Raw genomic sequence first — 25,159 nt, 5'->3', positions numbered from 1 at the left:
GCGCCGATGGTACTGCAGTGGAGACGCTGTGGGAGAGTAGGACGCCGCCGGACAAACATTGCGATGAGGGCCAGTGCAGGTGCACTGGCCCTCATCTGTTTTTCCCGCCTTCGTTCGCTCGCTTGCCAGTGCGCTCTTCACTCGCGTCACTCGGGTCCCAGACTGTGCCAGTCTCCCCGTGCCGGCCTGGGGACGGTCGCCGTCCTCCACAGGCGTGCGCATTCATCGCGTCCCGATGTCGGAGACGCTCGGCAGGCTTCCTTGCATGACGCGGAGGAGGATGCAATGGATGCGGTGAACGAGGTGCGGCTGCTGGGCCGGCTGAGCGGTGAGGCGGTGGACCGGGAGCTGCCCAGTGGCGACGTGATCGTCGTCGCGCGGCTGGTGGTCCCTCGACCTGATGACGGTCGGCAGCGGCGTCAGTCGGTCGATGTCCTGGAGTGCTCGGCCTGGGCCCCCCGTGCCCAACGGGCCATGCGCGGTTGGCGCGAGGGCGACCTGGTCGATGTGCGAGGCGCGATCCGGCGCCGGTTCTTCCGCGTGGCCGGCCAGACCGCCGCGCGGGTCGAGATCGAGGTCAGCTCGGGTCGGCTGGTGCGGCGTGCAGATCGCGAATGAGCACGCCGAGACTGGGCTTGGGCTGGAACGACGTCGCCTTCTCGGGCAGCAGCCGGTTCGCGGTCGCAACCTCGATGACGGTGTCGACCGGGGGAGCGGGCAGCAGGATGCCGACGGTCGAAGGCTGCTTGGCAGCGCGGAGCGCCTCCTCGACCGTGTGGTGGTAGTCGATGGCGGAGGGACCGTGCGGGAGCGCCGGCAGGATGTCCTGGTGCAGCACCTCCACCGCAGTGCGGTGGGCGGTCAGCCCCAGCTTGATCAGAGCCCACTGCTCGCCGTCGGTGATCGGCAGTGCGTCGGCCGCGAGGCCCAGGACGGCTTCGTGCTCGGTGACGCTGCGCAGGGGGAGCCCGAGGCTGTCGGCCGCATCGCGGACGTCGTCGAACGTCGTACCGCTCAAGGTGCGGTGGATCGGCCCCAGGAACAGAGGGGTCGCCCGTTGGTCGATCAGCATGGCGAGCCCCGCGTCGCAGGGACCCCCGGGTTCGCGTCGCTGCAGGCGGAGGTAGGCGGCATAGCGGTGGTGCCCGTCCGCGATGAGTGCCCTCGTCGGCGCGAGCTCGTCTCCGATGCTTTGGATCAGCTCGGGGTCGACGATCGTCCAGATCTGGTGCTGCTGCTCGCTGCGGTCGGTGAACCGGTGATCGGCCGGTCGGGCAGCCACGCCGGCGAGCAGTTCGCGGAGCCGGGCGGTCCCGTTGTGGACGAGCAGGATCGGGGCCGGGTTGAGGCGCATCTCCGCCATTCGCGCGGCGAGGTCGTCGGCCTGGCCCGGGTGGATCCCCTCATGGGGGAGCACGGCACGATCTTCGGGTCGCGTCGCGCGGCGGGAGACGTCGAGGGCGCCAACGAGGCCGCGGACGGTGATGCCGTTGGCGGAGTACTCGTGGAGGTACAAAGCGGGTTCCGCGTCGCGCTCGAGCAGTCCGCGCGTCTGCCAGCGGCTCAGCCGAGCAGCGACGTCACGATAGGGACGCGCGAAGGCGCGCCCGGTCGTCGGGTCCCCCACTCGGCGCGGGACGAGCCGGAGTGCGGCGAACGGGTGGAGACGGAGCGGTCCGGCGACGTACGGCGGGGGTACCAGCGTCACGGCGTCCATCATCGAATCCTACGAATGGTGTGGTTGGTGCTGGCAGGGTGGTGGCCATGTCCACCACGTCGAGTCCCGGGTCGCTCGTCGGCACGGGCGAGCCGCTCTGCAGCACCTACGACGTCGCCATGCTCGATCTGGACGGGGTCGTGTACGTCGGCGGCGACGCGGTCGGCGGTGCGAGCGACCACTTGGCCGCCGCTCGTCGGTCCGGGATGCGCCTCGCGTTCATCACCAACAACGCGGCCCGCCCGCCGTCAGAGGTCGCGCGCCACCTGGCCCACATCGGCGTTCCGGCGACGGACGCCGATGTGGTCACCTCCGCACAGGCTGCCGCCGCGATGGCGGTGGAGCGCTTCGGGCCGGGCGCGCGGGTGTTCTGCGTCGGCGGACCCGGGCTCGAGTGGGCCATCGCCGACGCCGGCCTGGTCGCGGTCGAGCTCGATGCCGAGCCGGTCGCGATCCTCACCGGCTACGGACCGGATGTGGTCTGGTCGCGGATCATGCGCGCGGCCGTGGCGATCCGGGACGGCGTGCCGTGGATCGCCAGCAACACCGATGCGTCCATCCCGACGCCGTACGGCGTCGCACCCGGGCACGGGGTGCTCGTGGACCTACTGGCCTCGTTCTCGGGGGTGCGGCCGGAGGTGGCGGGCAAGCCGGCCCGGCCGCTGCTGGACGAGACCGTGCACCGGATGTCGGCGAGCCGGCCGCTCATGGTGGGCGACCGGTTGGACACCGACATCCTCGGCGGGCGGAACGCCGAGGTCGACACGCTGCTCGTGCTGACCGGCGTGACACGGCTGGAGGAGCTCGTCGCGGCGGGGCCGGAGGAGCGGCCGACCTACCTCGCCCGTGATCTCGGAGGTCTCCTGGTAGCGCACCCGCAGGCGCGGGACTCGAGCGGGCGATGGGTGGTCGGTGACTGGTCGGCCCGGAGCGAGGACGGTCGCCTGGTCGTCGAGGGGGACGGAGACGGCGACGACTGGTGGCGGGCGGTCGCGGCCGCCGCGTGGGCCCACCTGGACAGGGTCGGCGACGCGGCAGATGTCGCAGGCCTGGGCATCCCCGACGTGGCTGCGCTGCCGCGATAGCCTCGAGGCATGACCGAGGTACCCGTTTCGGCTCCTGCGCCCACCGGCATCGCGTCCGTGGACGCCGTGCTCGACCTGGTGGCCGGCCTCGAGGGGCGGCCGCTCGACGAGCACGCCGCGGTCTTCGAGGACGCCCACGCCCGGTTGCGGAGCGCGCTCGACGCGCAGCCTGACGCCAGCGCCTGATCGATGCCGCCCCGCCGACTGAGGCTGGACGCCGAGCTCGTCCGGCGCAAGCTCGCGCCGTCGCGCGAGCGGGCCGCGCAGCTGATCGCGGACGGGCGGGTCAGCGTCGCTGGTGCCGTCGCGACTAAGCCGGCCACCGGCGTCACGACCGATGTGGCGATCGTGGTCAAGGCGGGCGCGAACGGTCCGGACTACGTGTCGCGGGGTGCCCACAAGCTGCTCGGCGCGCTGGCGGCCTTCGAGCCGGCAGGGCTCGTGGTCCGCGGTCGTCGCTGCCTCGATGCGGGAGCCTCGACAGGCGGGTTCACGGACGTGCTGCTGCGGGCCGGGGCGGCTCAGGTGGTCGCGGTCGACGTGGGCTACGGGCAGCTGGACTGGTCGTTGCAGTCCGACGAGCGGGTCGTCGTCCACGACCGGACCAACGTCCGCACCCTCAGCACCGAGCAGATCGGCGGTGCGGTCGACGTGGTGGTCGGCGACCTGTCGTTCATCTCCCTGACCCTGGTGCTCGACGCGCTGCTCGGGGTGACGGCGCCCGACGGCGACCTGGCGCTCATGGTCAAGCCGCAGTTCGAGGTGGGCAAGGATCGGGTGGGCCGCGGCGGGGTGGTGCGCGACCCCGACCTCCGAGCAGAGGCCGTGCGCGACGTCGCCCATGCCGCGGCGGCCCGCGGGTGGGGAGCGCGCGGGGTGACGGTGAGCCCCCTGCCGGGGCCGTCGGGCAATGTCGAGTTCTTCCTCTGGCTGCGCCACGGGCCCGCGACCATCGACGACGAGGAGATCACAGCAGTGGTGCGACGCGGCACCGACGGCGTGGGGGCGCCGGATGAGAGGCTGAACCCATGAGCGAGCACACAGCCGACGTACGCCGGGTGCTGGTGCTCGCCCACACGGCGCGCCCGGAGGTCCGCGAGGTCGCCCGGGCGTTCGTGAAGGAGCTCACCGGCCACGACATCGTGGTCCGCCTGCTGCGCCACGAGGCGGCCGAGCTCGATCTCGACCCGGCGGGCTACCGGCCGCAGGTCGAGCTGACCGACTCCGAGAGCGACGCCAGCCACGGCTGCGAGCTGACCGTGGTGATCGGCGGCGACGGGAGCATCCTGCGCGCCGCCGAGGTGACCCACGAGAGCCTGACGCCGGTGCTGGGAGTGAACCTCGGACACGTCGGATTCCTCGCCGAGGCCGAGCACGACGACGTCGCGGAGACGATCCAGGCGATCATCGAGCAGCGCTACACCACCGAGGACCGGCTGACCCTGGATGTGCGGGCCTACCTCGACGGCGAGCTGCTGTACTCCACCTTCGCGGTCAACGAGGCCAGCGTCGAGAAGGCCGCCCGCGAGCGGATGCTCGAGGTCGTCGTCGAGATCGACGGCCGGCCGCTGTCGCGGTGGGGCTGCGACGGCGTGGTCTGCGCGACGCCGACCGGGTCCACGGCGTACAACTTCAGTGCCGGTGGGCCGATCGTGTGGCCCCAGGTCGAGGCGCTCTGCGTCGTCCCGCTGAGCGCCCACGCCCTGTTCGCCCGCCCGATGGTCGTGGCGCCCTCCTCGGTGATCGCCGTCGAGGTGCTCGCTGGCAACCAGGGGACCGGCGTGCTGTGGTGCGACGGCCGGCGCAGCGTCGACCTCCCGCCCGGCGCCCGCATCGAGGTGAGCCGAGGAGCCCGGCCGGTCCGGCTGGTCCGGCTGCACCAGGCGCCGTTCACCGACCGGCTGGTCGCGAAGTTCGGACTCTCGGTCGAGGGGTGGCGGGGCGCCGCCGAGCGCCACCGGCGCTTCGAGGTCGAGCGCGAGGAGGAGACCCGATGATCGAGGAGCTGCGGATCAGCTCGCTGGGAGTGATCGACTCCTCGACGCTCGAGCTGGGCCCGGGACTGACGGTGATCACCGGTGAGACCGGAGCGGGCAAGACCATGGTCGTCAGCGCCCTCGGCCTGCTGCTCGGCGGCCGCGCGGACAGCGGAGCCGTGCGCGCCGGCGCCAAGCAGGCGCGCGTGGAGGGCGTGGTCCGGCTGGCCGGGCGGAGCGACGTCGCCGAGGCGGTGGACGAGGCCGGGGGCGAGATCGAGGACGGCGTGGTCGTCCTGGCCCGCAACGTGAGCAGCGAGGGCCGGTCCCGGGCGTACGTCGGCGGAGCCGGCGTGCCGATCGCGACGCTCGCCGCCGTCACCGAGCCGCTCGTCGCGGTGCACGGCCAGTCCGACCAGCATCGCCTGCTCAAGGCGCAGACCCAGCGCGAGGCGCTGGATCGGTACGCCGGAGCCGAGCCGTTGCTGGCGGCGTACGCCGAGCTCCACACCGAGCTCGTCGCGACCGAGCGCGAGCTCGCCCAGGTCCGGGCCACCGCCATGGAGCGCGCGCGTGAGGCGGACCTTCTCCGCTTCGGCGTCGACGAGGTGGCGGCTGTCGACCCGCAGCCGGGCGAGGACGCCGAGCTGGCGGCCGAGGAGACGCGCTTGGGCCACGCCGACACGCTGCGTGGCGCCGCCGAGCAGGCGCGGGAGGCGCTGTCCAGCGAGCACGGCTCGCCCGACGCGCTCGGCGCGGTGGCGGCGGCGCGTGGACTGCTCGAGGGCGTGCGCGACCACGACCCGGAGGCCGCGGCATTGGCCGACCGCGTCAGCGAGGTCAGCTACCTGCTGTCGGACGTGGCGGCCGATGTGGCGTCGTACGCATCGGGCATCGACACCGATCCCGCCCGCCTGGCCGCCGTGTCCGAGCGCCGGGCCGCGCTGATCGGCCTGACCAGGAAGTACGGCGAGACCATCGCCGACGTGCTCGCCTGGGCCGAGGAGTCGAGCACCCGCCTGCTCGACCTCGACGGCACCGACGAGCGGATCGCCGCGCTCGACGCCCGCCGTCGTGACCTGCGCGCCTCGCTCGCCGACGCCGGGCAGCAGCTCTCGCTGGCCCGCGCCGACGCGGCATCCCGGCTCGCCGAGGCGGTCAGCGACGAGCTCACCCTGCTGGCCATGCCGCACGCCCGCCTCAGCGTGGCGGTCACGCAGAGCGAGGTCGACGCGCCCGCTCACGGCGAGCTCCCCGAGGGCGCGCTCCAGGTCGGGGACCGCTGGCTTCGCTTCACCCGGCACGGCGTCGACGAGGTCGAGCTGCTGCTCGCGGCGAACACGGGCAGTGAGCCGCGGCCGCTGCACAAGGGTGCCTCGGGTGGCGAGCTGTCCCGCGTCATGCTGGCCGTAGAGGTGTGCCTGGCCGGCACCAACCCGGTGCCGACCTTCGTCTTCGACGAGGTCGACGCCGGCGTCGGCGGCGCGGCGGCGGTCGAGATCGGGCGTCGGCTCGCCCAGCTGGCCGACTCCGCACAGGTCCTCGTCGTGACCCACCTGCCCCAGGTGGCGGCCTTCGCGGACCGCCACGTCGTGGTGGAGAAGAGCTCCGACGGCACGGTCACGAGCTCCGGGCTGACCGTGCTCGACGACGCTGCCCGCGAGCGCGAGCTGTCCCGGATGCTCGCCGGTCTGGCCGACTCAGACACCGCGCTGGCCCACGCCCGCGAGCTGCTCGACATGGCGCGCGGCTGATCTTTACCGGCGTACGTCGGCGAAACTCCGTCGTCGAGCACCGGGAACGGGCTCCGATGGCCTAGGATGGAATCCCGTGGTGAACATGGCGCGGGGCAGTCGGACCAAGCACATCTTCGTGACCGGAGGCGTCGCCTCCTCGCTCGGCAAGGGCCTCACCGCCTCGAGCCTCGGTCGCCTTCTCAAGCTGCGCGGGCTGCGGGTGACGATGCAGAAGCTCGACCCGTACCTGAACGTGGATCCGGGGACGATGAACCCGTTCCAGCACGGCGAGGTCTTCGTGACCGACGACGGCGCGGAGACCGACCTCGACATCGGCCACTACGAGCGCTTCCTGGACACCAACCTGGTCGGCAACGCCAACGTGACCACCGGGCAGGTCTACTCCAACGTGATCGCCAAGGAGCGCCGTGGCGACTACCTCGGTGAGACGGTGCAGGTCATCCCGCACATCACCAACGAGATCGTCGACCGGATCCTGGCCATGCACGGCGACGACGTCGACGTGGTCATCACCGAGATCGGCGGCACCGTGGGCGACATCGAGTCGCTGCCGTTCCTCGAGGCCGCCCGCCAGGTGCGCCAGCGCATCGGCCGCGACAACGTCTTCTTCGTGCATGTCTCCCTGGTGCCCTACATCGGGCCGTCCAAGGAGCTGAAGACCAAGCCCACCCAGCACTCGGTGGCCGCGCTGCGCCAGATCGGTCTGCAGCCCGACGCCGTCGTGTGCCGCGCGGACCGCGAGCTGCCGCAGGGCATCAAGACCAAGATCGCGCTCATGTGCGACGTCGACGAGGACGCCGTGGTCACCGCCGCGGACGCGCCGTCGATCTACGACATCCCCAAGGTCCTGCACCGCGAGGGCCTGGACGCCTACGTCGTACGCCGCCTCGACCTGCCCTTCCGCGACGTCGACTGGACGCTGTGGGACGACCTCCTCAAGCGGGTGCACCACCCGAAGGAGGAGGTGACCGTCGCGCTGGTCGGCAAGTACATCGACCTGCCCGACGCCTACCTCTCGGTCGCCGAGGCGCTGCGCTCCGGCGGCTTCGCCAACGAGGCGAAGGTCAACATCGAGTGGATCGCCTCCGACGAGTGCGAGACGCCGGCGGGAGCGGCCAAGCACCTGGCGAACGTCGACGCCGTCCTGGTCCCCGGCGGCTTCGGCATCCGCGGCCTGGAGGGCAAGCTCGGTGCGCTGACCTACGCCCGCACCCACGGCATCCCGACGCTCGGGATCTGCCTGGGCCTGCAGTGCATGGTGATCGAGTACGCCCGCACCGAGCTGGGGCTGACCAAGGCGGCCTCGACCGAGTTCGACCCGAACACCCCCGAGCCGGTCATCGCGACGATCGAGGAGCAGAAGTCGTACGTCGAGGGCGCGGGCGACCTGGGCGGCACGATGCGTCTCGGGGCCCAGCCGGCCGACCTGCTCGCCGGAAGCATCGCCGCGGAGGTCTACGGAACCACGCGGGTCGAGGAGCGGCACCGGCACCGCTACGAGGTCAACAACGACTACGTGGACCAGCTGAGCGAGGCCGGCCTCGTCATCTCCGGGACCAACCCGGACAACGGCCTGGTCGAGTTCGTCGAGCTCCCGCGCGACGTGCACCCCTACTACGTGGCGACCCAGGCGCACCCCGAGCTCAAGTCGCGCCCGACCCGGCCGCACCCACTGTTCGCAGGTCTCATCGAGGCCGCGATCAAGCGGCAGCGCGAGCTGCGGATCCCCATCGACGAGACCAACCTCTATCCCGAGCCGGTCGACGAGGACTGAGGGAAGAACCATGGCGGAGCTCGACCCGATCGACGCCGCGATCGTGCGCGAGCTGGTGGCCGACGCGCGGATCGCCAACAACGTGCTGGCCGCGCGCGTCGGCATCGCGCCGTCCACCTGCCACGGCCGCGTGCGCGCGCTGTTCGAGCGGGGCGTGATCCGCGGCGTGCACGCCGACGTCGACCAGGCCAAGGTCGGACGCCCGCTGCAGGCCATGATCTCGGTCCGGCTGCGGCCGGAGTCGCGGGCGAGCCTGCAGGCGTTCGCGCACACGATGGCGGCCCTGCCGGAGGTGCTCAACGTGTTCTTCCTCGCGGGCGCCGACGACTTCCTGCTGCAGGTCGCGACGCCCGGCTCCGAGGAGCTGCGGGAGTTCGTCGTGCACCACCTGAGCGGTCGCCGCGACGTCGCGATGACGGAGACGAACCTGATCTTCGAGCACCTGCGGGGACCCGCCGAATCTGATTCGGGGGAGAAGCCCGCCAAGCGGGTCTGACCGACGTACTGACGAAGTTCTGATGCTCTGCTGAATATTCGCTGTCACATCTGGCGTCGGGGCGGGTGATTCTTCGACACTGGTCGGGACCAAGTGTTCCGCCTCACAGGAGATCAGCAATGCGCATCGGCGTCCCGAAGGAAGTCAAGAACAACGAGTTCCGGGTGGCCATCACCCCGATCGGTGTCCACGAGCTGGTCGCCCACGGCCACGAGGTCGTCATCGAGACCACCGCAGGCGTCGGCTCGTCGATCGCCGACGAGGACTACCTCGCCGCGGGCGCCAAGATCCTGCCCGACGCCGACGCGGTATGGGGCTCGGCCGACATGATCCTCAAGGTCAAGGAGCCGATCGCCTCGGAGTACCACCGGATGCGCGAGGGCCAGCTGCTCTTCACCTACCTGCACCTCGCCGCCGACAAGCCGCTCACCGACGAGCTGCTCGCGCGCAAGGTCACGGCCGTCGCCTACGAGACCGTGCAGCTGCCGTCCGGCGCGCTGCCGCTGCTCTACCCGATGTCCGAGGTCGCGGGCTGCCTCGCGCCCCAGGTCGGCGCTCACTCGCTGATGAAGGCCCAGGGCGGCCGCGGCGTGCTCATGGGCGGCGTCGGCGGCGTCGCGAACGCCAAGGTCGTCATCATCGGCGCCGGCGTCTCCGGCCAGAACGCCGCGAACATCGCGCTCGGCATGGGTGCCGACGTCACGCTGCTCGACACCGACCTCGACAAGCTGCGCATGTCCTTCTGGCGCTACAACAACCGCGTGCACGGCCTCGCGTCCTCCAAGCTCGCCATCGAGGAGCAGGTCAAGCAGGCCGACCTCGTCATCGGTGCCGTGCTGATCCCCGGTGCCGCGGCGCCGAAGCTCGTCTCCAACGACCTCGTCGCGCAGATGAAGCCGGGCTCGGTCCTGGTCGACATCGCGATCGACCAGGGCGGCTGCTTCGAGGACAGCCACGCCACCACGCACGCCGACCCGACCTACATGGTCCACAACTCGGTTTTCTACTGCGTCGCCAACATGCCGGGCGCGGTGCCGCACACCTCGACGTACGCGCTCACCAACGCAACGCTCCCGTACGCCGTCGCGCTGGCCAACAAGGGCTGGGCGCAGGCGTGCCGCGACGACCACAGCCTCGCGCTGGGCCTCAACACCCACGCCGGCCTGCTGACCAACGCGCCCGTCGGTGCGGCCGTCGGCATCGACGCGGTCGACCCGGACAGCGTGCTGGCCTGAGGCACCGGCGTGCCCGACCGGGCTGGGGCGTTAGCCTGACCGCGTGAGTGGTGCCAGCCCGGTCGAGCGTGCGGTCCGGATGTACCTCGACCACCTCACCGTGGAGAAGGGCGTCGCGGACAACACCTTGAAGTCCTACCGGCGCGACCTGCGGCGCTACCTGCAGTTCCTCGCCGAGGCCGGGATCGACGACCTGGACGCCGTCACCGAGCAGACGGTCACCGACTTCAAGGCACGACTCTCGCAGGGAGACGCCGACCACCCGGCCCTCACGGCGAGCTCTGTCGCCCGGACGGTCGTGGCCGTGCGTGGCTTCCACCGGTTCGCGGCGTCCGACGGGCTGGCCGTGGCCGATCCGTCGGCCGGCGTGAAGCCGCCGAGCCCGGCCAAGCGGCTGCCCAAGGCCCTCCCGCTCTCCGACGTCGAGGCGCTGCTCGAGGCCGCCGGCGCGCCGGAGACCGTCCTGGCGCTGCGCGACCGTGCGCTCCTCGAGCTCCTCTACGGCACCGGCGCCCGGATCTCCGAGGTCGTCGGCCTCGATGTCGACGACATCGACCTCGACCCGCCCGAGGACGGGCTCGCCGGCACCGTGCTGCTGCGCGGCAAGGGCGGCAAGGAGCGCATCGTGCCGGTCGGGTCCTACGCGCGCGAGGCTGTGGCGGCGTACCTGACCCGCGGACGTCCCTCGATCATCGAGGCGGCATCGACCGCCAGCGCCCGCGCGCGCGGGGCCGCGCTGTTCCTCAACGCCCGCGGCGGGCGGCTCTCCCGCCAGTCCGCGTGGACCGTGCTGGTGCGGGCCGCCGAGCGGGCCGGGATCACCAAGGACGTCTCGCCGCACACGCTGCGCCACTCGTTCGCGACCCATCTGCTCGACGGCGGCGCCGACGTCCGCGTCGTGCAGGAGCTGCTCGGCCACGCCTCGGTCACGACCACCCAGATCTACACCCTCGTCACGGTCGACAACCTGCGCGAGGTCTTCGCCACCGCGCACCCGCGGGCACGGGCCTGACGTGGGCGGCTCGGAGGCGGCGTACGACCGGATCATGGGGTACGCCGAGGGGCGTGGCCTCGAGCTGTATCCGCACCAGGAGGAGGCGATTCTGGAGCTGCTCGCCGGGAACAACGTCATCCTGGCGACGCCGACCGGGTCGGGGAAGTCGCTGGTGGCCGTCGCCGCCGCGATGACGGCGCAGGCCGACGACCGGGTCACGTTCTACACCGCGCCCATCAAGGCATTGGTGAGCGAGAAGTTCTTCGAGCTGTGCGCCGTCTTCGGCGCCGAGGACGTCGGGATGCTCACCGGGGACGTCGCAGTCAACGCCGACGCGCCCATCATCGCCTGCACCGCGGAGGTGCTGGCCAACATCGCGCTGCGCGAGGGCTCGGCCGCCGACGTCGGCATGGTGGTGATGGACGAGTTCCACTTCTACGGCGAGCCGGGGCGCGGCTGGGCATGGCAGGTGCCGCTGATCGAGCTGCCCCAGGCCCAGTTCCTGCTGATGTCGGCGACGCTGGGGGACACCACCGAGCTCGCGGCCGACCTGACCCGCCGCAACGAGCGCGAGACCGCGACCGTGGATCGCGCGGAGCGGCCCGTGCCGCTCAGCTTCGAATGGTCGCTGGAGCCGCTCGGGGACACCCTCGAGGAGCTCGTGACGACCGGTCAGGGGCCGGTCTACGTCGTGCACTTCACGCAGGCGGCCGCGGTCGAGCACGCCACGTCGCTGCTGGCGAGCAAGGTGTTCGACAAGCGCGACCCGGAGCGCAAGGCGCAGATCGCGGAGCGGTTGGCCGGCGTACGGTTCGCGGCGGGGTTCGGCAAGACGCTGTCCCAGCTGCTCAAGGCCGGCATCGGCGTGCACCACGCCGGCATGCTGCCGCGCTACCGCCGCCTGGTCGAGCAGCTCGCCCAAGCCGGTCTGCTCACCGTCATCTGCGGCACCGACACCCTCGGCGTTGGCATCAACGTGCCCATCCGGACGGTGCTGTTCACCGCGCTCGCCAAGTACGACGGCAGCCGGATGCGCGTGCTGCGGACCCGCGAGTTCCTCCAGATCGCCGGGCGAGCGGGCCGGGCGGGCTTCGACACCGCCGGGACGGTCGTGGTGCAGGCGCCCGAGCACATCATCGAGAACGAGCGGGCCAAGGCGAAGGCGGCGGCCAAGAACGCGGCGATGAGCGAGGAGAAGCGTGCCAAGCGCGGCTCCAAGGCCCAGCTGCGCAAGCCGCCGCCGGGCACCGTCGTGTGGACCGAGCAGACCTTCACCAAGCTCGTCGAGGGCTGGCCCGAGCCTCTGAGGTCGCAGATGAAGGTCGACAACGCGATGCTCGTCAACGTCCTCACCCGCGAGGAGGACGCGTTCGGGGTGATGCGCCGGCTGATGACCGAGAACCACGAGGACCGGGCCACGCAGCTGAAGCTGGCCAAGCGCGCCGTCCGGCTGACCCGCAGCCTGGTCGCCTCCGGTGTCGTGACCCGGCTGGACGAGGTCGACCCCTACGGGCGTCGCTACGTCCTCACCGAGGCGCTGCCTGTCGACTTCGCCCTCAACCAGCCGCTCTCGCACTTCGCCCTGGCTGTCCTCGAGGTGCTCGAGCCGGACTCCGCGACCTTCGTGCTCGACGTGGTCTCCGTGGTCGAGGCCGTGCTCGAGGCGCCCCGGCCGCTGCTGTTCGCCCAGCAGCACGCCGCCCGCGGTGAGGCGATCGCGGCGCTCAAGGCCGAGGGCGTGGAGTACGACGAGCGGATGGTCCTCATCGAGGACGTGACCTGGCCGCAGCCGCTCGCCGACCTGCTCGAGCCGCTCTACGAGACCTACCGGGAGCGGCACCCGTGGCTCGATCCCGACGCGCTCGGCCCCAAGTCGGTCGTCCGGGAGATGTGGGAGCAGGGGATGGGCTTCGGCGACCTGGTCTCCCGCTACCAGCTCGCCCGCTCCGAGGGCCTGGTGCTGCGCTACCTGACCGACGCCTACCGGGCGCTGCGGCAGACCGTGCCGGCGGCGTACCGGACCGAGGAGCTGGACCTCCTCATCGACTGGCTGGGCGAGACCGTGCGGCAGGTCGACTCCTCGCTGCTCGACGAGTGGGAGGCGATGAACGACCCCGAGCACGTCTCCCGTGCGGTCAGCGAGCACGCGCCACCGCCACCGCCGCGGCCGCTGTCGCAGCAGGGCCGGGTGTTCGAGGTGATGGTCCGCAACGCGCTGTGGCGCCGGGTCGACCTGGTCGCGCGCGACCGCGTCGAGGAGCTCGCAGCGCTGGAGACCGAGCCGTCGTTCACCGCCGACGACTGGGACGCGGCGATCGAGGACTACTACGCCGAGCACGACCGGGTCCTGACCGACGGCGACGCACGCGGCCCGTCGTTGCTGCGGATCGAGCGCTCGCCCGCGGTCTGGCGCGTGGTGCAGACGATCCACGATCCGGCCGGGAACCACGACTGGGTGATCGAGGCCGAGGTCGACCTGGCGGCGTCCGACGCGGCCGGCGAGGCCGTCGTGCGGACCCTGGCGATGAGGTGCCTCGGCGACTGAGCGGCCGGGACGCGGCGTGTCTGCGCAATGTCTCCGTGTCGACATTGTTGGATTGAGGTTGTCCGGGGCGGTGGGGAAGCCGCCCTAACAAACAACTCGAGGTGAGTCCCGTGGTCGGTTTCTTCGGAGGTTCCAGTGCACCGGACATGCCCCCCAGGGCAGTCATCCCGACCCCGCCGCTGGGCGACGGCGACCGGCCCGAGCAGCTCCGGGAGCACGTGGCCGAGCCGCTGCCCTTCGAGAAGCCCGCTGAGCGCGTGGAGCCCGCGGTGAAGGCCGCCGCCCCGGTGCTCGGCCCGACCGGCCGGCCGGTGCCGGTCCTGGCTGACCCGAAGCCGATCGTCGAGCACGGCAACGCGCGCGTCATCTCGATGTGCAACCAGAAGGGTGGCGTCGGCAAGACGACGACCACGATCAACCTGGGTGCCGCGCTGGCCGAGTACGGCCGCAAGGTGCTGCTCGTCGACTTCGACCCGCAGGGGTCGCTGTCGGTCGGCCTCGGGCTCAACCCGCACGAGATGGACTTCACCATCTACAACCTGCTGATGGAGCGCGACGTCGACTTCCACGACGTCGTCGTGCCCTCGGGCGTGCCCGGGATGGACCTGCTGCCCTCGAACATCGACCTGTCGGCCGCCGAGGTGCAGCTGGTCCACGAGGTCGCGCGCGAGCAGACGCTGCAGCGCGTGCTGGCGCCGGCCATCAAGGAGTACGACGTCATCCTCATCGACTGCCAGCCGTCCCTCGGCCTGCTGACGGTCAACGCGCTCACCGCCTCCGACGGCGTCATCGTGCCGCTGGAGTGCGAGTACTTCGCGCTGCGCGGTGTGGCGCTGCTCAAGACCACGATCGACAAGGTCAAGGAGCGGCTCAACCCCAAGCTCGAGATCGACGGCGTCCTCGGCACGATGTTCGACGGCCGCACGCTGCACGGCCGCGAGGTCATGGAGCGGCTGGTGCAGGCCTGGGGCGACACGGTCTTCCACACCGTGATCCGTCGTACCGTCAAGTTCTCCGACTCCACCGTGGCCGGTGAGCCGATCACGTCCTACGCCTCGGACTCCACGGGCGCGGAGGCGTATCGCCAGCTGGCCAGGGAGGTGTCCCTGCGGTGGCCCGACGCGTGAGCCTGCCGGCCGCGGACGACCTCTTCCGTCCGACGGCTGCCAACGAAGGGGCCAACGAGCTCCGGGCGGTGCCTGACGCACCGCCCGACCAGACCCCGGATTCGCCCGACTCGGCCGTGGGGAAGCGGCCGAGCGGGCGGATCCGGCACGACGAGAAGATCACGGTCTACGTCACCGCCACCGAGCTGATGCAGATCGAGAGCGCGCGGCTGACGCTGCGCGGTGAGCACGGGCTCGCGGTCGACCGCGGCCGGCTGGTGCGCGAAGCGCTGCACATCGTGCTCGGCGACCTCGAGGAGCAGGGTGAGGACGCGCCGTTGGTGAGGCGCCTGCGTGAATGATGCGGCCGGGCCGGATCTGGAGGGTCTCGACGAGCTCGACCACCGGGAGGAACGGGGCTTCGAGGTCCGGCTCACGAACTTCGAGGGTCCCTTCGACCTGCTGCTCAGCCTGATCTCCAAGCACAAGCTCGACGTCACCGAGATCGCCCTGTCGAAGGTCACCGACGAGTTCATCGCGCACATGAAGGTGCTGACCGCCAGCGACAGCGCCGATCTCGAGGAGACCACGTCGTTCCTGCTGGTCGCCGCCACGCTGCTCGACCTGAAGGCGGCCCGGCTGCTGCCGCAGGGCGACGTGGAGGACGAGGAGGACCTCGCCCTGCTGGAGGCGCGCGACCTGCTGTTCGCACGGCTGCTGCAGTACAAGGCCTACAAGCAGATCGCGGCTGTGCTGGACCGACGCCTGGCCGAGGAGGCGAAGCGGTTCCCGCGGGCCGTCGGCCTGGAGGAGAGGTACGCCGGGCTGCTGCCCGAGGTGCTGATCGGGATCGGCCTGGACCAGTTCGCCGCACTCGCCGCCAAGGCGATGGAGCCGAAGCCGGAGCTGCAGCTCACCCTGCACCACATCCATGCCCCGACGGTGTCGGTGCGGGAGCAGGCTGCGATCGTGGTCGAGCGCCTGCGGCGGGTCGGCACGGTGACCTTCCGCTCGCTGTGCGGCGACTCGCCGGACACCCTGACCACGGTCGCCCGCTTCCTGTCGCTCCTCGAGCTGTTCCGCGAGGGCGCGGTCGCGTTCGACCAGGTGACGCCGCTGGGGGAGCTCACCATCCGATGGACCGGCGACGACGATGTGGACGCAGGGGACCTGATCACCGACGAGTTCGACGGCGGCCCACCGCCGGAGCAGACGACACCGGACACACCGGAGGAGAACACCGATGACTGAGCAGCAGACCGAGGAGGCGCTCGCCGTCCCGGTCGCCGCGCTGCGGCCGGCACTGGAGGCGGTGCTGATGGTCGCCGACCAGCCGCTCGACGAGGTGGCGCTGGCCACCGCCGTGGGCTACCCGGCCGGAGAGGTGGCCGCCGCGCTGACCGATCTGGCGCAGGAGTACGCCGACCAGGGCCGGGGCTTCGACCTGCGCAACGTCGCGGGCGGCTGGCGCTACTACACGCGCGAGGAGTTCGCGCCGGTCGTCGAGGCGTTCGTCCTCGAGGGCCAGCAGGCCCGGCTGACCCAGGCAGCGCTGGAGACCCTCGCGGTCGTGGCGTACCAGCAGCCCGTGTCGCGCGCCCGGGTCTCGGCGATCCGTGGCGTCAACGTCGACGGTGTGATGCGCACGCTGGTCAACCGCGGCCTGGTCGAGGACGCGGGCCAGGACGGTGAGCACGGAGCCACGCTCTACCGCACCACGTCGTACTTCCTGGAGCGGATCGGCGTGGTGTCGATCGACGAGCTGCCCGAGCTGGCGCCGCACCTGCCCGACCTGGAGGACCTCGAGGACGAGCTCACCGAGGCGTTCGGGGGATCACCCGCAGCGAACGACGAGGTGGCGGACAGCGCCCCGGATGCGGCGGACCCCTCATGAGCCGGGAGATCGAGACCGACGACGAGGGCCTCATCCGGCTGCAGAAGCTGCTCGCCCAGTCGGGGGTGGCCTCGCGTCGCAAGTGCGAGGAGCTCATGCTCGACGGCGAGGTCGAGGTCGACGGCGAGATCGTCACCCGGCTCGGCACCAAGGTCGACCCGCGCACCGCGGTGATCAAGGTGTCCGGCAAGCGGCTGCCTCCCGTGTCGGACCACGTCTACCTGGTGCTCAACAAGCCGCGGGGCGTCGTGTCGACGATGGCCGACCCCGAGGGGCGGCGTACCGTCGCCGACTTCGTCACCGACCGGCCCGAGCGGCTCTTCCACGTCGGACGGCTCGACACCGACACCTCCGGTCTGCTGCTGCTCACCAACGACGGCGACTTCGCGCACCGGATGGCGCACCCCTCCTACGAGGTCGACAAGACCTACGTCGCCGAGGTCGTCGGCCGCATCGCGAAGGGCACGGTGGCGGACCTGCTCGCCGGGATCACCCTCGACGACGGTGCGGTCCAGGTACGCCGGGTGCGGGTCATCGACGCCAACGCCTCGGCCTCGATCGTCGAGCTGGTCATCCACGAGGGCCGCAACCGGATCGTGCGTCGGCTGATGGACCACGTCGGCCACCCGGTCAAGCAGCTGAGCCGGATCCGGTTCGGTCCGGTCGAGCTCGGCACCCTCAAGCCCGGCGCGACGCGTGAGCTCACCCACGACGAGCTCGGCCAGCTGTTGGAGATCGTCGGTCGCTGAGGTGGACGAGCGCTACGCACGCGTGAGCGAGGCCTACGACACGGTGGCCGCCACCTATGCGGAGCTGATCAGCGACACCTCGGTCGAGGCCGCGCTGGACCTGGCGATGGTCGACGACTTCCTCGCGCTGGTCGGCGACGGGGACGTGCTGGACGCCGGTTGCGGGGCGGGCCGGATGAGCCGGTACCTCGCCGACCGGGGCGCGCGGGTGCGCGGCGTCGACCTGTCACCGGGCATGGTGGCGATGGCACGGCGCGACCATCCCGACGTCGACTTCGGCGTTGCGTCGCTGGCCGACCTGCCCTTCGCGGACGCGACGTTCGACGGGGTGCTGCTCTGGTACTCCACGATCCACACCGATCGCGGCGGCCAGGCGCGTCTCTACGAGGAGGCGGCCCGAGTGCTGCGACCGGGCGGCCACCTGCTCGTCGGGTTCCAGGCCGGAGACGGCAGTCGCGACGTGTCTGCGGCCTATGCCCGCCACGGCCACGACGTCACCCTGCTGCGCTACCGCTTCACCGCCGACGAAGTCAGCGGCTGGCTGAGTGCGGCCGGCCTGCGGGAGACCGCGCGTCTGGTCAGGAGTCCACGCGGTGGGGAGAGGGACGATCAGGCTGTCCTTCTCGCGTCGCGTGCGTGACCGGCGCTAGACCCCATGGGTCACCTGACCCATGGGGTCTAGCGGCCCGAGCGTTGTGTCGGTGGGTCAGCAGAGAGTGGGTCGATGGACTTGATCTCGGAGAGAGCGGCGGCACGGCGGCTGGCTACGTGCGGTCTCAGCCTTTCGGCCAGCCAGCACCTGTTGGCGACCGGCATCGCGGGTGAGCCGATCCGGACGGCCGCTGCGACGCTCTACGACTCCTCAGCGATCGAGGAGCTGGCGTCGCGGCCGGCGTTGTCGCGGGATGAGACGAGGGAGCTGTTCCCCGACGGTGCCGTGGTGGCTCGTCTGCCGCGTGGTCGCATCGTGGCGGCCGGTTCGGAATGGCCGGACACCGCGGAGGTGCTGAGCGGTCCCTGGCCGATTCCGCCGGGGCCATCGGTGGCCTTGCTCGCGCGGTTCTGGACCGGCCGGACGGTTCCGCTCCTGCTGACCGTCTCAGGGACGGTGTTGAGTGGGGCCACGGCCACGCAGTTCGCTCCGTCCGCCCGGCGCAGCGGCGAGTTCGACGCGTCCTTCGCGCTCGAGACACCAGGACGCTGGCTGGGACGAGCCCGTGGGCGGATGCTCCGGTTCGGGCGCGGGGCGACCATCGAGCTGCTGGGGGACCTCGCGTGGGCCCGGATCGACCGCACAGGTCGGAGCTCGGAGCGGGCCCGCCGCTAACCTTGCGCGCGTGACGGCAGCAAGTGGTGGTGGACGGCTGGTGGGCCCGGTCGAGGTGATCGGCGTGGGGCTGATCGGTACGTCGATCGCGCTGGCCTGCAGCCGCGCCGGGCTCGAGGTGCTGCTCAGCGACAAGGACCCCGACCACGTGCGGACGGCGTCGGGCCTCGGCGCGGGGCGTGCGCGCGGCGCCGACGACGTGCCGCAGCTGGTCGTGGTCGCGGTGCCGCCGGACCACCTGGGCTCCACGATCCGCGAGGCGCTCGACAACGCCGGACCCACGACCGTCGTGACCGACGTGGGAAGCGTCAAGGAGACGCCGCTGCGGGCGGTCGACGGTCACCCGCGTGCCTCGCAGTACGTCGGCAGCCACCCGATGGCGGGCACCGAGCGGTCGGGTCCTCTGACCGCGTTCGCCGATCTCTTCGATGGCCGGCCGTGGGCGATCACCGCGGGCCCGAGGGCGACGGCCAGCGCGGTGCAGGTGGTCGAGGACCTGGTGGCGCTGTGCGGCGGGGTCGTCGTACGGCTCTCGCCGGTGGAGCACGACCGGGCGGTCGCGCGGACCTCGCACGTGCCGCACCTGATGTCGGCGCTCGTCGCCGGGACCCTCGCCGGCGCCTCTCCCGACCACCTCGCGCTGTCCGGGCAGGGCGTGCGCGACGTGACCCGGGTGGCCGGGGGCGACGCCCGGCTCTACAGCCAGATCATCGGCGGCAACGCCACGGCGGTCGCCACACTGCTGACCGAGCTCCGGTCCCGGCTCGACCTCGCCATCGACGCCGTCGAGGGCGGCGACCGGGACGGTCTCGCGTCGCTGCTGCTGCAGGGCAACGTGGGCACCCGGGCGATCCCGGGCAAGCACGGCGGACCGCCGCGACCGATGAGCGCGGTCCGCGTCGCCGTGCCCGACCACCCGGGCGAGCTCGCCCGGCTCTTCGCCGACGCCGGCGACAGTGGCGTCAACATCGAGGACGTCCGGATCGATCACGACCCCGGTCGCGACTACGGGCTGGTCGAGCTCGACGTCGCCACCACCGCCGCAGCCGAGCTGGTGGGCGCTCTCGAAGCCAGGGGATGGGCCGTCCAACGGTAGGCTTGTGGCCCGTGACTCACCCCGATTTCGGCGCAACCGACCTGGCGTCTCTCGTGATCGCGGTGGACGGAACCTCCGGCTCCGGAAAGTCCAGCACCTGCCGCGCGGTGGCCTCCCGCTTCGGGCTGCGCTACCTCGACACCGGGGCCATGTTCCGGGCGGTCGCGCTGTGGATGCTGCAGCACGACGTCGATGTGACCGACGCCACGGCCGTGGCCGCGCTCGCCGACAAGCCCAGCCTGGTCTCGGGCACCGACCCGGCCGCGCCGACGATCGCGGTCGACGGCGTCGACGTCTCGGTCGAGATCCGCTCCGATGCGGTGAACGCCGCGGTGTCGCCGGTCAGCGCCGTCCCCGAGGTACGCCGGCGGCTGCTCGCCGAGCAGCGCGCGATCATCGGCGGCGGCGGCATCGTGGTGGAGGGCCGCGACATCGCATCGGTCGTCTGGCCCGAGGCCGAGGTCAAGGTCTACCTGACCGCTGACCCGACCGCTCGCGCGGCGCGTCGTGCCGCCGAGAACGGTGGCGCCGACATCACGGCCACCCAGGAGTCGCTGCTGGCCCGCGACACGATCGACTCCGGGCGGGCCGTCGCGCCGCTCACCATGGTCGACGGCGCCGTGCACATCGACTCCACCGACCTGACACTCGACGAGGTGGTCGACCGGGTCGCCCAGCTCGTCGCCGTACCGAAGGACCACCATGCCTGACCACTACCTGCCCGTGCTCGCCGTCGTGGGGCGCCCGAACGTCGGGAAGTCCACGCTGGTGAACCGCATCCTCGGGCGACGCGAGGCGGTCGTCCAGGACATCCCGGGCGTCACCCGCGACCGCGTCTCCTACGACGCCGAGTGGAACGGCAAGGCGTTCACGCTGGTCGACACCGGCGGCTGGGACCCCGACGCCAAGGGCATGGCCGAGCGGATCAAGGAGCAGGCCGAGATCGCGGTCACGCTGGCCGACGCCGTCCTGTTCGTGGTCGACGCGACGATCGGGATCACCGACGCCGACGAGGCGGTGGTGCGGGTGCTGCGCAAGTCCGGCAAGCCCGTCCTGCTGGCCGCGAACAAGGTCGACGACGAGCGCCAGGAGCACGAGGCCGCGGCGCTGTGGAACCTCGGCCTCGGCGAGCCCTTCACCGTCTCCGCGCTGCACGGCCGCGGCTCGGGCGACCTGCTGGACGCCATCCTCGCGATGCTGCCCGACCCGCCGGACGAGGAGGAGGTCGAGGTCGGTGGCCCTCGGCGCATCGCCATCGTCGGCCGGCCCAACGTCGGCAAGTCCTCCCTGCTCAACAAGCTCGCGGGCTCCGAGCGGGTCGTGGTCGACAACGTCGCCGGCACCACCGTCGACCCGGTCGACGAGATCGTCGAGCTGGGCGGGCGTGAGTGGCGCTTCATCGACACCGCCGGGATCCGCAAGCGGGTCAAGGAGGCCTCGGGGCACGAGTACTACGCCTGGCTGCGGACGTCCTCGGCGATCGAGCGCGCCGAGCTGTGCGTGCTGGTGCTGGACGCCCAGCAGTCCATCGCCGAGCAGGACCTGCGGATCCTGCAGGAGGTCCGCGAGGCCGGCAAGGCGCTCGTGATCGCCTTCAACAAGTGGGACCTCGTCGACGACGAGCGCCGCTACTACCTCGACCGCGAGATCGAGCGCGACCTGGTGCAGGTCCAGTGGGCGCCGCGGATCAACATCACCGCCAAGACCGGCTGGCACATCGACCGGATCGTGCCTGCGCTGGACAAGGCGATCGAGGGCTGGGAGACGCGGGTCACCACCGGTGCGCTCAACGCCTTCCTCGGTCGTCTGGTCGCCGAGCACCCGCACCCGGTGCGGTCCGGCAAGCAGCCGAAGGTCCTCTTCGGTGCCCAGGTCACCGTGTCTCCGCCGACCTTCGCGCTGTTCACCTCCGGGAAACTGGACGCGGGCTACGAGCGGTTCATCGAGCGCCGGCTGCGTGAGGAGTTCGGGTTCGTGGGGACCCCGATCGTGCTCAACGTCAAGCCCAGGGAAAAGCGACGGCGTAAATAGGGCCGAGCGCGTCTCCGGGGCCGTCGCCCTCAAGGCACAGATCCGCTGTCGCGTTGGGGTAGGAGGCGGGCGACGCCCCCTCCCGCCGCGCTGCCGGCCGGGCAGCCGCTTGCCATGATCGAACAAATGTTCGATCATGGGTGAATGAGTCTGGCGGTCGTCGAGCAGCTGCGCGGGCAGATCACCGCGCTGCAGGGCGGGCCGACCCGGCTCGGCCTGCCGATGCTGCCGATGTTCGACGGCCTGGTCCAGCTGCGCACCGGCGGCAGCTACGCGGTCGACTCCGCCTCGCTGGCGATGGCCCTGGCCGCCGGCGCCTCGCGGGCCGGGGAGTGGATCGGGTTCGCGGGCTGGGGCGACTTCGGGGTCGAGGCCGCCCATCAGCTCGGCATCGACCTGGCCCGGACCGTCGTCGTACCGTCGCCCGGTGAGCACTGGCTCGAGGTGACGGCCGCGCTGATCGACGTGCTCAAGGTCGTCGTGCTGCGGCCCGCCGGCGGGGTGGACGCGAAGTCCGCCTCGATCCTGGATGCTCGGCTGCGGGCGCGGTCCGGGGTGCTCGTCGTGCACGGCGACTGGCCCCGCACCGACGCCCGGCTGTCCGCGCTCGGGTCGGAGTGGAGCGGGGTGGGCCAGGGGCGCGGCCGGCTGCGGTCCCGGCGGATGCGGGTCGCGGTGGAGGCGATGGGCAGGCCGCACGCCCGCGACCTGGACTTCCCGCTGGTCGGATGAGGGCTCGGATGAGGGCCGGCTGATGGCCAGGGTCCTGGTCGTCTGGTGCCCGGACTGGTCGGTGACGGCAGCCCTCGCGGAAGCCGCCGAGTCCGCAGAGGGTTTCGATACGTCCTCGCTCGTTCCTCGCTCGGACTACTCAACCACCGAAAGACCGTCCTCGCGGTCCCCGGCCGTGGTGCTCTCGGGCAACATCGTGCAGGTCTGCAACCAGGCCGCCCGCGACGAGGGGGTACGCCGAGGCCAGCGGCGGCGCGATGCCCAGTCCAAGTGCCCCGAGCTGGTGCTGCTCAAGGCCGACCCCGAGCGGGACGCGCGCTGGTTCGAGCCGGTGCTGGCGGTGGTCGAGGAGCTCCGCCCGGGGGTGGCGCCGATCCGGCCGGGGCTGCTGGCGGTGCGGGCGGCCGGGCGGTTCGGGGCGGGCTCCACGAGCAGCGAGGAGACCGGGGCCGCGCTGCTCGCCGAGCACCTGGTCGGCGCGGGGGTCTGGGACTGCCGGTTCGGGGTCGCCGACGACCTCTACACCGCAGAGCGCGCAGCCAGGTCCGCCCCGCTGCAGGGGTGCGTCGTCGTACGCCCGGGGGAGTCGGCCGCGTTCCTGCGTGCCCTCCCGGTGTCCGTGCTCGTCGACGACGGTGACGAGGGGCGCGAGGTCGCCGACCTGCTGCGCCGGCTCGGGCTGACCCGGCTCGGCGACTTCGGCGACCTCCGCGCCGACGAGGTCAGCAACCGGTTCGGCTCCTACGGGGCCGACCTGTGGCGACGGGTGCACGGTCGGGGGCGGTCGCTGGTCGCCGGCCGTGAGCCGCCGCCCGAGCTGGCTCGCGAGATCTCCTTCGAGCCGCCGCTGGACTCCGCCGAGGCGGTGACCTTCTCGGTGCGGACGACCGCCGAGCGCTTCGTCACCGGCCTCGCCGACCGCCAGCTGGTGGCGACGGCGGTCCGGATCGAGGCTGAGTTCGAGCAGGGGGCGGGCCTCTCGGCCCGCACCTGGCTGCACCCGCGCTGCTTCACCTCCCGCGACCTCATCGACCGGGTGCACTGGCAGCTCCAGGCCGGCATGGCGACCTCCGGGCTGCGCAGCCGCAAGAGCTCCGGCGCGATCACCGCTCCCGTGACGTTGGTGCGCTTCCTGCCCGAGACCGTCGAGCCGGCCGGCGACCACGCCGACGGCCTGTGGGGCGGCGGTGCCGAGGAGCAGGTGCTGCGCGGGGTGGCGCGGGTCCAGGCCATGGTCGGGTACGACGCCGTGCGGGTGCCCGTGCTGCAGGGCGGCCGGGGCGCGGCCGACCGGCAGGCACTGGTGCCGTGGGGGACCCGGCCGGCAGGGCTGCGCGACGTGAGCGAGCCGTGGCCGGGCCGGATCCCGGGGCCGGCGCCGAGCCGGGTGTTCGACGTACCCCTGGCGGCGGAGGTGGTCGATGAGGCCGGGCGCACGGTGGCGGTGACCGATCGCGGGGTGGTGACCGGCGGACCGGCCCGGCTGCGGGTGGCGCCGGAGCGCCGGACGGCGCGCTGGTGCGCGGTCGCCGGGTGGGCGGGACCGTGGCCGGTGGAGGAGCGGTGGTGGCTCGAGCCGGGCGCCGGGCGGTCGGTCCGGTTCCAGCTGGTCGGGGTGGACGGGCGGGCCTGGCTGATGCGGTGGAGCGCCGGAGAAACAGGGGGCGGCGCAGGAGGATGGACGGTGGAGGCGGCGTACGATTGAAAAAACTGTCTTATCGAATCGCTGGAGACCCCACATGTTCGAAGAAGCGCAGCTCTACTCCCCGGTGACCACCGGCGAGGACGGAAGCGTCACCGTCCACCTCGATGCGGGCCATCCGGGGGTGGACGACCCGGCCTACCGCGCGCGGCGCAACGAGATCGCCGCGGCCGCGCTGGCGTGGTCGCCGGGCGAGCCGCTGCCGCGGATCGACTACACCGAGGTCGAGCACGACGTCTGGCGCACCGTGTGCCGCGAGATCGCGCCGCTGCACGAGACCTACGCCTGCCGTGCCTACCGTGACGCCGTCGCGTCCCTCGACCTGCCGCGCGACCGGGTGCCGCAGCTCGACGAGGTGACGGCCGGGCTGAGTCGGCTCACCGGGTTCTCCTACGTGCCCGCGGCCGGGATCGTGCCGTCGGAGCAGTTCTACGGCTCGCTCGAGGACGGCGTCTTCCACTCCACGCAGTATCTGCGCCACCACGCCGTCCCGCTCTACACCCCCGAGCCGGACGTCATCCACGAGGTGCTCGGGCACGGCAACCTGCTCGCCGACCCGCAGGTCGCCGAGGTCAACCGGCTCGCCGGCGCGGCTGCCCGCCGGATGGAGACCAAGCGCGGCCTGCAGGCCGTGGCCGACGTGTTCTGGTTCAGCATCGAGTTCGGGGTGCTGCACGAGGAGGGCGAGCTGCGCGCGTACGGCGCCGGCATACTGTCCTCCTACGGCGAGATCGCGGAGTTCCGCGACATGGAGATCCGGCCGCTCGACTTCGCGCAGATGGCGAGCATCGACTACGACATCACCCACTACCAGCCGGTGCTGTTCGCGGCCGAGTCGTTCGCGCACATGGTGGATGCGGTGGGGTCGTTCTTCGCCGGCTGCGACGACGAGACGCCCGACCGGCTCGGCGTGCCGGAGACCGTCGCGGCCGGCCACTAGCCT

The 25,159-nt window shown here is 71.9% G+C and carries 25 protein-coding genes; 24 read left to right on the top strand and 1 reads right to left on the bottom strand.

Features of this window, described 5'->3' with window-relative positions:
* The first annotated feature begins 285 nt into the window (after nucleotides 1–285).
* On the top strand, nucleotides 286–618 hold the full coding sequence (locus ACYU8V_RS05190; RefSeq protein WP_460845662.1) for a single-stranded DNA-binding protein: 333 nt from the start codon (nucleotides 286–288) through the stop codon (nucleotides 616–618).
* On the opposite strand, the gene ACYU8V_RS05185 is transcribed toward ACYU8V_RS05190, so the two are convergent.
* Nucleotides 578–1,717, bottom strand: a complete 1,140-nt coding sequence (locus ACYU8V_RS05185) for a DUF1015 family protein (RefSeq protein WP_460845660.1) — start codon at nucleotides 1,715–1,717, stop codon at nucleotides 578–580. The genes ACYU8V_RS05190 and ACYU8V_RS05185 overlap by 41 nt on opposite strands.
* A gap of 47 nt (nucleotides 1,718–1,764) precedes the next feature.
* On the opposite strand from ACYU8V_RS05185, the gene ACYU8V_RS05180 reads away from it, so the two are divergent.
* The 23 genes from ACYU8V_RS05180 to ACYU8V_RS05070 all read left to right on the top strand — a co-directional run bounded on the left by ACYU8V_RS05180 (nucleotide 1,765) and on the right by ACYU8V_RS05070 (nucleotide 25,156).
* On the top strand, nucleotides 1,765–2,802 hold the full coding sequence (locus ACYU8V_RS05180) for an HAD-IIA family hydrolase (RefSeq protein WP_460845659.1): 1,038 nt from the start codon (nucleotides 1,765–1,767) through the stop codon (nucleotides 2,800–2,802).
* 9 nt (nucleotides 2,803–2,811) lie between these two features.
* Complete coding sequence (locus tag ACYU8V_RS05175; RefSeq protein ID WP_460845658.1) at nucleotides 2,812–2,988, top strand: hypothetical protein; 177 nt, start codon at nucleotides 2,812–2,814, stop codon at nucleotides 2,986–2,988.
* 3 nt (nucleotides 2,989–2,991) lie between these two features.
* Nucleotides 2,992–3,834: a TlyA family RNA methyltransferase gene (locus ACYU8V_RS05170; protein WP_460845656.1), complete on the top strand. Its 843-nt coding sequence runs from the start codon at nucleotides 2,992–2,994 to the stop codon at nucleotides 3,832–3,834.
* A complete protein-coding gene (locus ACYU8V_RS05165) occupies nucleotides 3,831–4,799 on the top strand; it encodes an NAD kinase (protein WP_460845654.1) in 969 nt (322 codons plus the stop codon). The genes ACYU8V_RS05170 and ACYU8V_RS05165 overlap by 4 nt, the downstream gene beginning before the upstream one ends.
* A complete protein-coding gene (gene recN, locus ACYU8V_RS05160; RefSeq protein ID WP_460845652.1) occupies nucleotides 4,796–6,532 on the top strand; it encodes a DNA repair protein RecN in 1,737 nt (578 codons plus the stop codon). The genes ACYU8V_RS05165 and recN overlap by 4 nt, the downstream gene beginning before the upstream one ends.
* Nucleotides 6,533–6,617: 85 nt before the next feature.
* The gene (locus tag ACYU8V_RS05155; RefSeq protein WP_460845682.1) at nucleotides 6,618–8,309 is read left to right on the top strand and encodes a CTP synthase; all 1,692 of its coding nucleotides are present in this window, start codon (nucleotides 6,618–6,620) and stop codon (nucleotides 8,307–8,309) included.
* A gap of 10 nt (nucleotides 8,310–8,319) precedes the next feature.
* Nucleotides 8,320–8,805, top strand: coding sequence for an Lrp/AsnC family transcriptional regulator (locus ACYU8V_RS05150; protein WP_460845651.1), 486 nt, complete (start codon nucleotides 8,320–8,322; stop codon nucleotides 8,803–8,805).
* 119 nt (nucleotides 8,806–8,924) lie between these two features.
* Nucleotides 8,925–10,040: an alanine dehydrogenase gene (ald, locus tag ACYU8V_RS05145; RefSeq protein WP_460845650.1), complete on the top strand. Its 1,116-nt coding sequence runs from the start codon at nucleotides 8,925–8,927 to the stop codon at nucleotides 10,038–10,040.
* 79 nt (nucleotides 10,041–10,119) lie between these two features.
* The gene (xerD, locus tag ACYU8V_RS05140; protein WP_460845681.1) at nucleotides 10,120–11,052 is read left to right on the top strand and encodes a site-specific tyrosine recombinase XerD; all 933 of its coding nucleotides are present in this window, start codon (nucleotides 10,120–10,122) and stop codon (nucleotides 11,050–11,052) included.
* A 34-nt stretch (nucleotides 11,053–11,086) separates the two neighbouring features.
* Nucleotides 11,087–13,579 (top strand): DEAD/DEAH box helicase, encoded by a 2,493-nt coding sequence (locus ACYU8V_RS05135; RefSeq protein WP_460845679.1) that lies wholly within the window; start codon nucleotides 11,087–11,089, stop codon nucleotides 13,577–13,579.
* 146 nt (nucleotides 13,580–13,725) lie between these two features.
* A complete protein-coding gene (locus ACYU8V_RS05130) occupies nucleotides 13,726–14,706 on the top strand; it encodes a ParA family protein (protein WP_460845649.1) in 981 nt (326 codons plus the stop codon).
* A gap of 2 nt (nucleotides 14,707–14,708) precedes the next feature.
* The gene (locus ACYU8V_RS05125; RefSeq protein WP_460845678.1) at nucleotides 14,709–15,047 is read left to right on the top strand and encodes a hypothetical protein; all 339 of its coding nucleotides are present in this window, start codon (nucleotides 14,709–14,711) and stop codon (nucleotides 15,045–15,047) included.
* Nucleotides 15,040–15,936 (top strand): segregation and condensation protein A, encoded by an 897-nt coding sequence (locus ACYU8V_RS05120; RefSeq protein WP_460845648.1) that lies wholly within the window; start codon nucleotides 15,040–15,042, stop codon nucleotides 15,934–15,936. The genes ACYU8V_RS05125 and ACYU8V_RS05120 overlap by 8 nt, the downstream gene beginning before the upstream one ends.
* A complete protein-coding gene (scpB, locus tag ACYU8V_RS05115) occupies nucleotides 15,929–16,579 on the top strand; it encodes an SMC-Scp complex subunit ScpB (protein WP_460845647.1) in 651 nt (216 codons plus the stop codon). Before ACYU8V_RS05120 ends, scpB begins: the two co-directional genes overlap by 8 nt.
* Nucleotides 16,576–17,328: a pseudouridine synthase gene (locus ACYU8V_RS05110; protein ID WP_460845645.1), complete on the top strand. Its 753-nt coding sequence runs from the start codon at nucleotides 16,576–16,578 to the stop codon at nucleotides 17,326–17,328. The genes scpB and ACYU8V_RS05110 overlap by 4 nt, the downstream gene beginning before the upstream one ends.
* Nucleotide 17,329: 1 nt before the next feature.
* Entirely contained in the window at nucleotides 17,330–17,968 is a 639-nt protein-coding gene (locus ACYU8V_RS05105; protein ID WP_460845644.1) for a class I SAM-dependent methyltransferase, read from the top strand.
* Between the two features lie 84 nt (nucleotides 17,969–18,052).
* A complete protein-coding gene (locus tag ACYU8V_RS05100) occupies nucleotides 18,053–18,655 on the top strand; it encodes a hypothetical protein (RefSeq protein ID WP_460845643.1) in 603 nt (200 codons plus the stop codon).
* 10 nt (nucleotides 18,656–18,665) lie between these two features.
* Nucleotides 18,666–19,751: a prephenate dehydrogenase gene (locus ACYU8V_RS05095; protein WP_460845642.1), complete on the top strand. Its 1,086-nt coding sequence runs from the start codon at nucleotides 18,666–18,668 to the stop codon at nucleotides 19,749–19,751.
* Between the two features lie 11 nt (nucleotides 19,752–19,762).
* The gene (cmk, locus tag ACYU8V_RS05090; protein WP_460845641.1) at nucleotides 19,763–20,461 is read left to right on the top strand and encodes a (d)CMP kinase; all 699 of its coding nucleotides are present in this window, start codon (nucleotides 19,763–19,765) and stop codon (nucleotides 20,459–20,461) included.
* Nucleotides 20,454–21,782 carry a ribosome biogenesis GTPase Der gene (gene der / locus ACYU8V_RS05085; protein ID WP_460845640.1) on the top strand — a complete coding sequence of 443 codons (1,329 nt, stop codon included), beginning with the start codon at nucleotides 20,454–20,456 and terminating at the stop codon, nucleotides 21,780–21,782. Before cmk ends, der begins: the two co-directional genes overlap by 8 nt.
* Before the next feature lie 144 nt (nucleotides 21,783–21,926).
* Complete coding sequence (locus ACYU8V_RS05080) at nucleotides 21,927–22,514, top strand: hypothetical protein (RefSeq protein WP_460845638.1); 588 nt, start codon at nucleotides 21,927–21,929, stop codon at nucleotides 22,512–22,514.
* Nucleotides 22,515–22,536: 22 nt separating this feature from the next.
* Entirely contained in the window at nucleotides 22,537–24,219 is a 1,683-nt protein-coding gene (locus ACYU8V_RS05075; RefSeq protein WP_460845637.1) for a DNA polymerase Y family protein, read from the top strand.
* Between the two features lie 34 nt (nucleotides 24,220–24,253).
* The gene (locus tag ACYU8V_RS05070) at nucleotides 24,254–25,156 is read left to right on the top strand and encodes a phenylalanine 4-monooxygenase (protein WP_460845635.1); all 903 of its coding nucleotides are present in this window, start codon (nucleotides 24,254–24,256) and stop codon (nucleotides 25,154–25,156) included.
* Nucleotides 25,157–25,159 lie beyond the last annotated feature (3 nt).

The organism is Nocardioides ultimimeridianus (assembly GCF_054777895.1).
Note: the sequence above shows the minus strand (reverse complement) of the source record. Positions and strands in the feature narration are given on the sequence as shown.

Coding starts and splice junctions, on each gene's coding strand:
- xerD (WP_460845681.1), top strand. CDS start 10,120: ATGTACCTCGACCACCTCACCGTGGAGAAGGGCGTCGCGGACAACACC.
- scpB (WP_460845647.1), top strand. CDS start 15,929: ATGACTGAGCAGCAGACCGAGGAGGCGCTCGCCGTCCCGGTCGCCGCG.
- ACYU8V_RS05165 (WP_460845654.1), top strand. CDS start 3,831: ATGAGCGAGCACACAGCCGACGTACGCCGGGTGCTGGTGCTCGCCCAC.
- ACYU8V_RS05100 (WP_460845643.1), top strand. CDS start 18,053: ATGGACTTGATCTCGGAGAGAGCGGCGGCACGGCGGCTGGCTACGTGC.
- ACYU8V_RS05190 (WP_460845662.1), top strand. CDS start 286: ATGGATGCGGTGAACGAGGTGCGGCTGCTGGGCCGGCTGAGCGGTGAG.
- ACYU8V_RS05070 (WP_460845635.1), top strand. CDS start 24,254: ATGTTCGAAGAAGCGCAGCTCTACTCCCCGGTGACCACCGGCGAGGAC.
- ACYU8V_RS05185 (WP_460845660.1), bottom strand. CDS start 1,717: ATGGACGCCGTGACGCTGGTACCCCCGCCGTACGTCGCCGGACCGCTC.
- ACYU8V_RS05170 (WP_460845656.1), top strand. CDS start 2,992: ATGCCGCCCCGCCGACTGAGGCTGGACGCCGAGCTCGTCCGGCGCAAG.
- ACYU8V_RS05130 (WP_460845649.1), top strand. CDS start 13,726: ATGCCCCCCAGGGCAGTCATCCCGACCCCGCCGCTGGGCGACGGCGAC.
- der (WP_460845640.1), top strand. CDS start 20,454: ATGCCTGACCACTACCTGCCCGTGCTCGCCGTCGTGGGGCGCCCGAAC.
- ACYU8V_RS05180 (WP_460845659.1), top strand. CDS start 1,765: ATGTCCACCACGTCGAGTCCCGGGTCGCTCGTCGGCACGGGCGAGCCG.
- ACYU8V_RS05150 (WP_460845651.1), top strand. CDS start 8,320: ATGGCGGAGCTCGACCCGATCGACGCCGCGATCGTGCGCGAGCTGGTG.
- ACYU8V_RS05075 (WP_460845637.1), top strand. CDS start 22,537: ATGGCCAGGGTCCTGGTCGTCTGGTGCCCGGACTGGTCGGTGACGGCA.
- ACYU8V_RS05110 (WP_460845645.1), top strand. CDS start 16,576: ATGAGCCGGGAGATCGAGACCGACGACGAGGGCCTCATCCGGCTGCAG.
- ACYU8V_RS05155 (WP_460845682.1), top strand. CDS start 6,618: ATGGCGCGGGGCAGTCGGACCAAGCACATCTTCGTGACCGGAGGCGTC.
- recN (WP_460845652.1), top strand. CDS start 4,796: ATGATCGAGGAGCTGCGGATCAGCTCGCTGGGAGTGATCGACTCCTCG.
- ACYU8V_RS05135 (WP_460845679.1), top strand. CDS start 11,087: ATGGGGTACGCCGAGGGGCGTGGCCTCGAGCTGTATCCGCACCAGGAG.
- ACYU8V_RS05080 (WP_460845638.1), top strand. CDS start 21,927: ATGAGTCTGGCGGTCGTCGAGCAGCTGCGCGGGCAGATCACCGCGCTG.
- ACYU8V_RS05175 (WP_460845658.1), top strand. CDS start 2,812: ATGACCGAGGTACCCGTTTCGGCTCCTGCGCCCACCGGCATCGCGTCC.
- ald (WP_460845650.1), top strand. CDS start 8,925: ATGCGCATCGGCGTCCCGAAGGAAGTCAAGAACAACGAGTTCCGGGTG.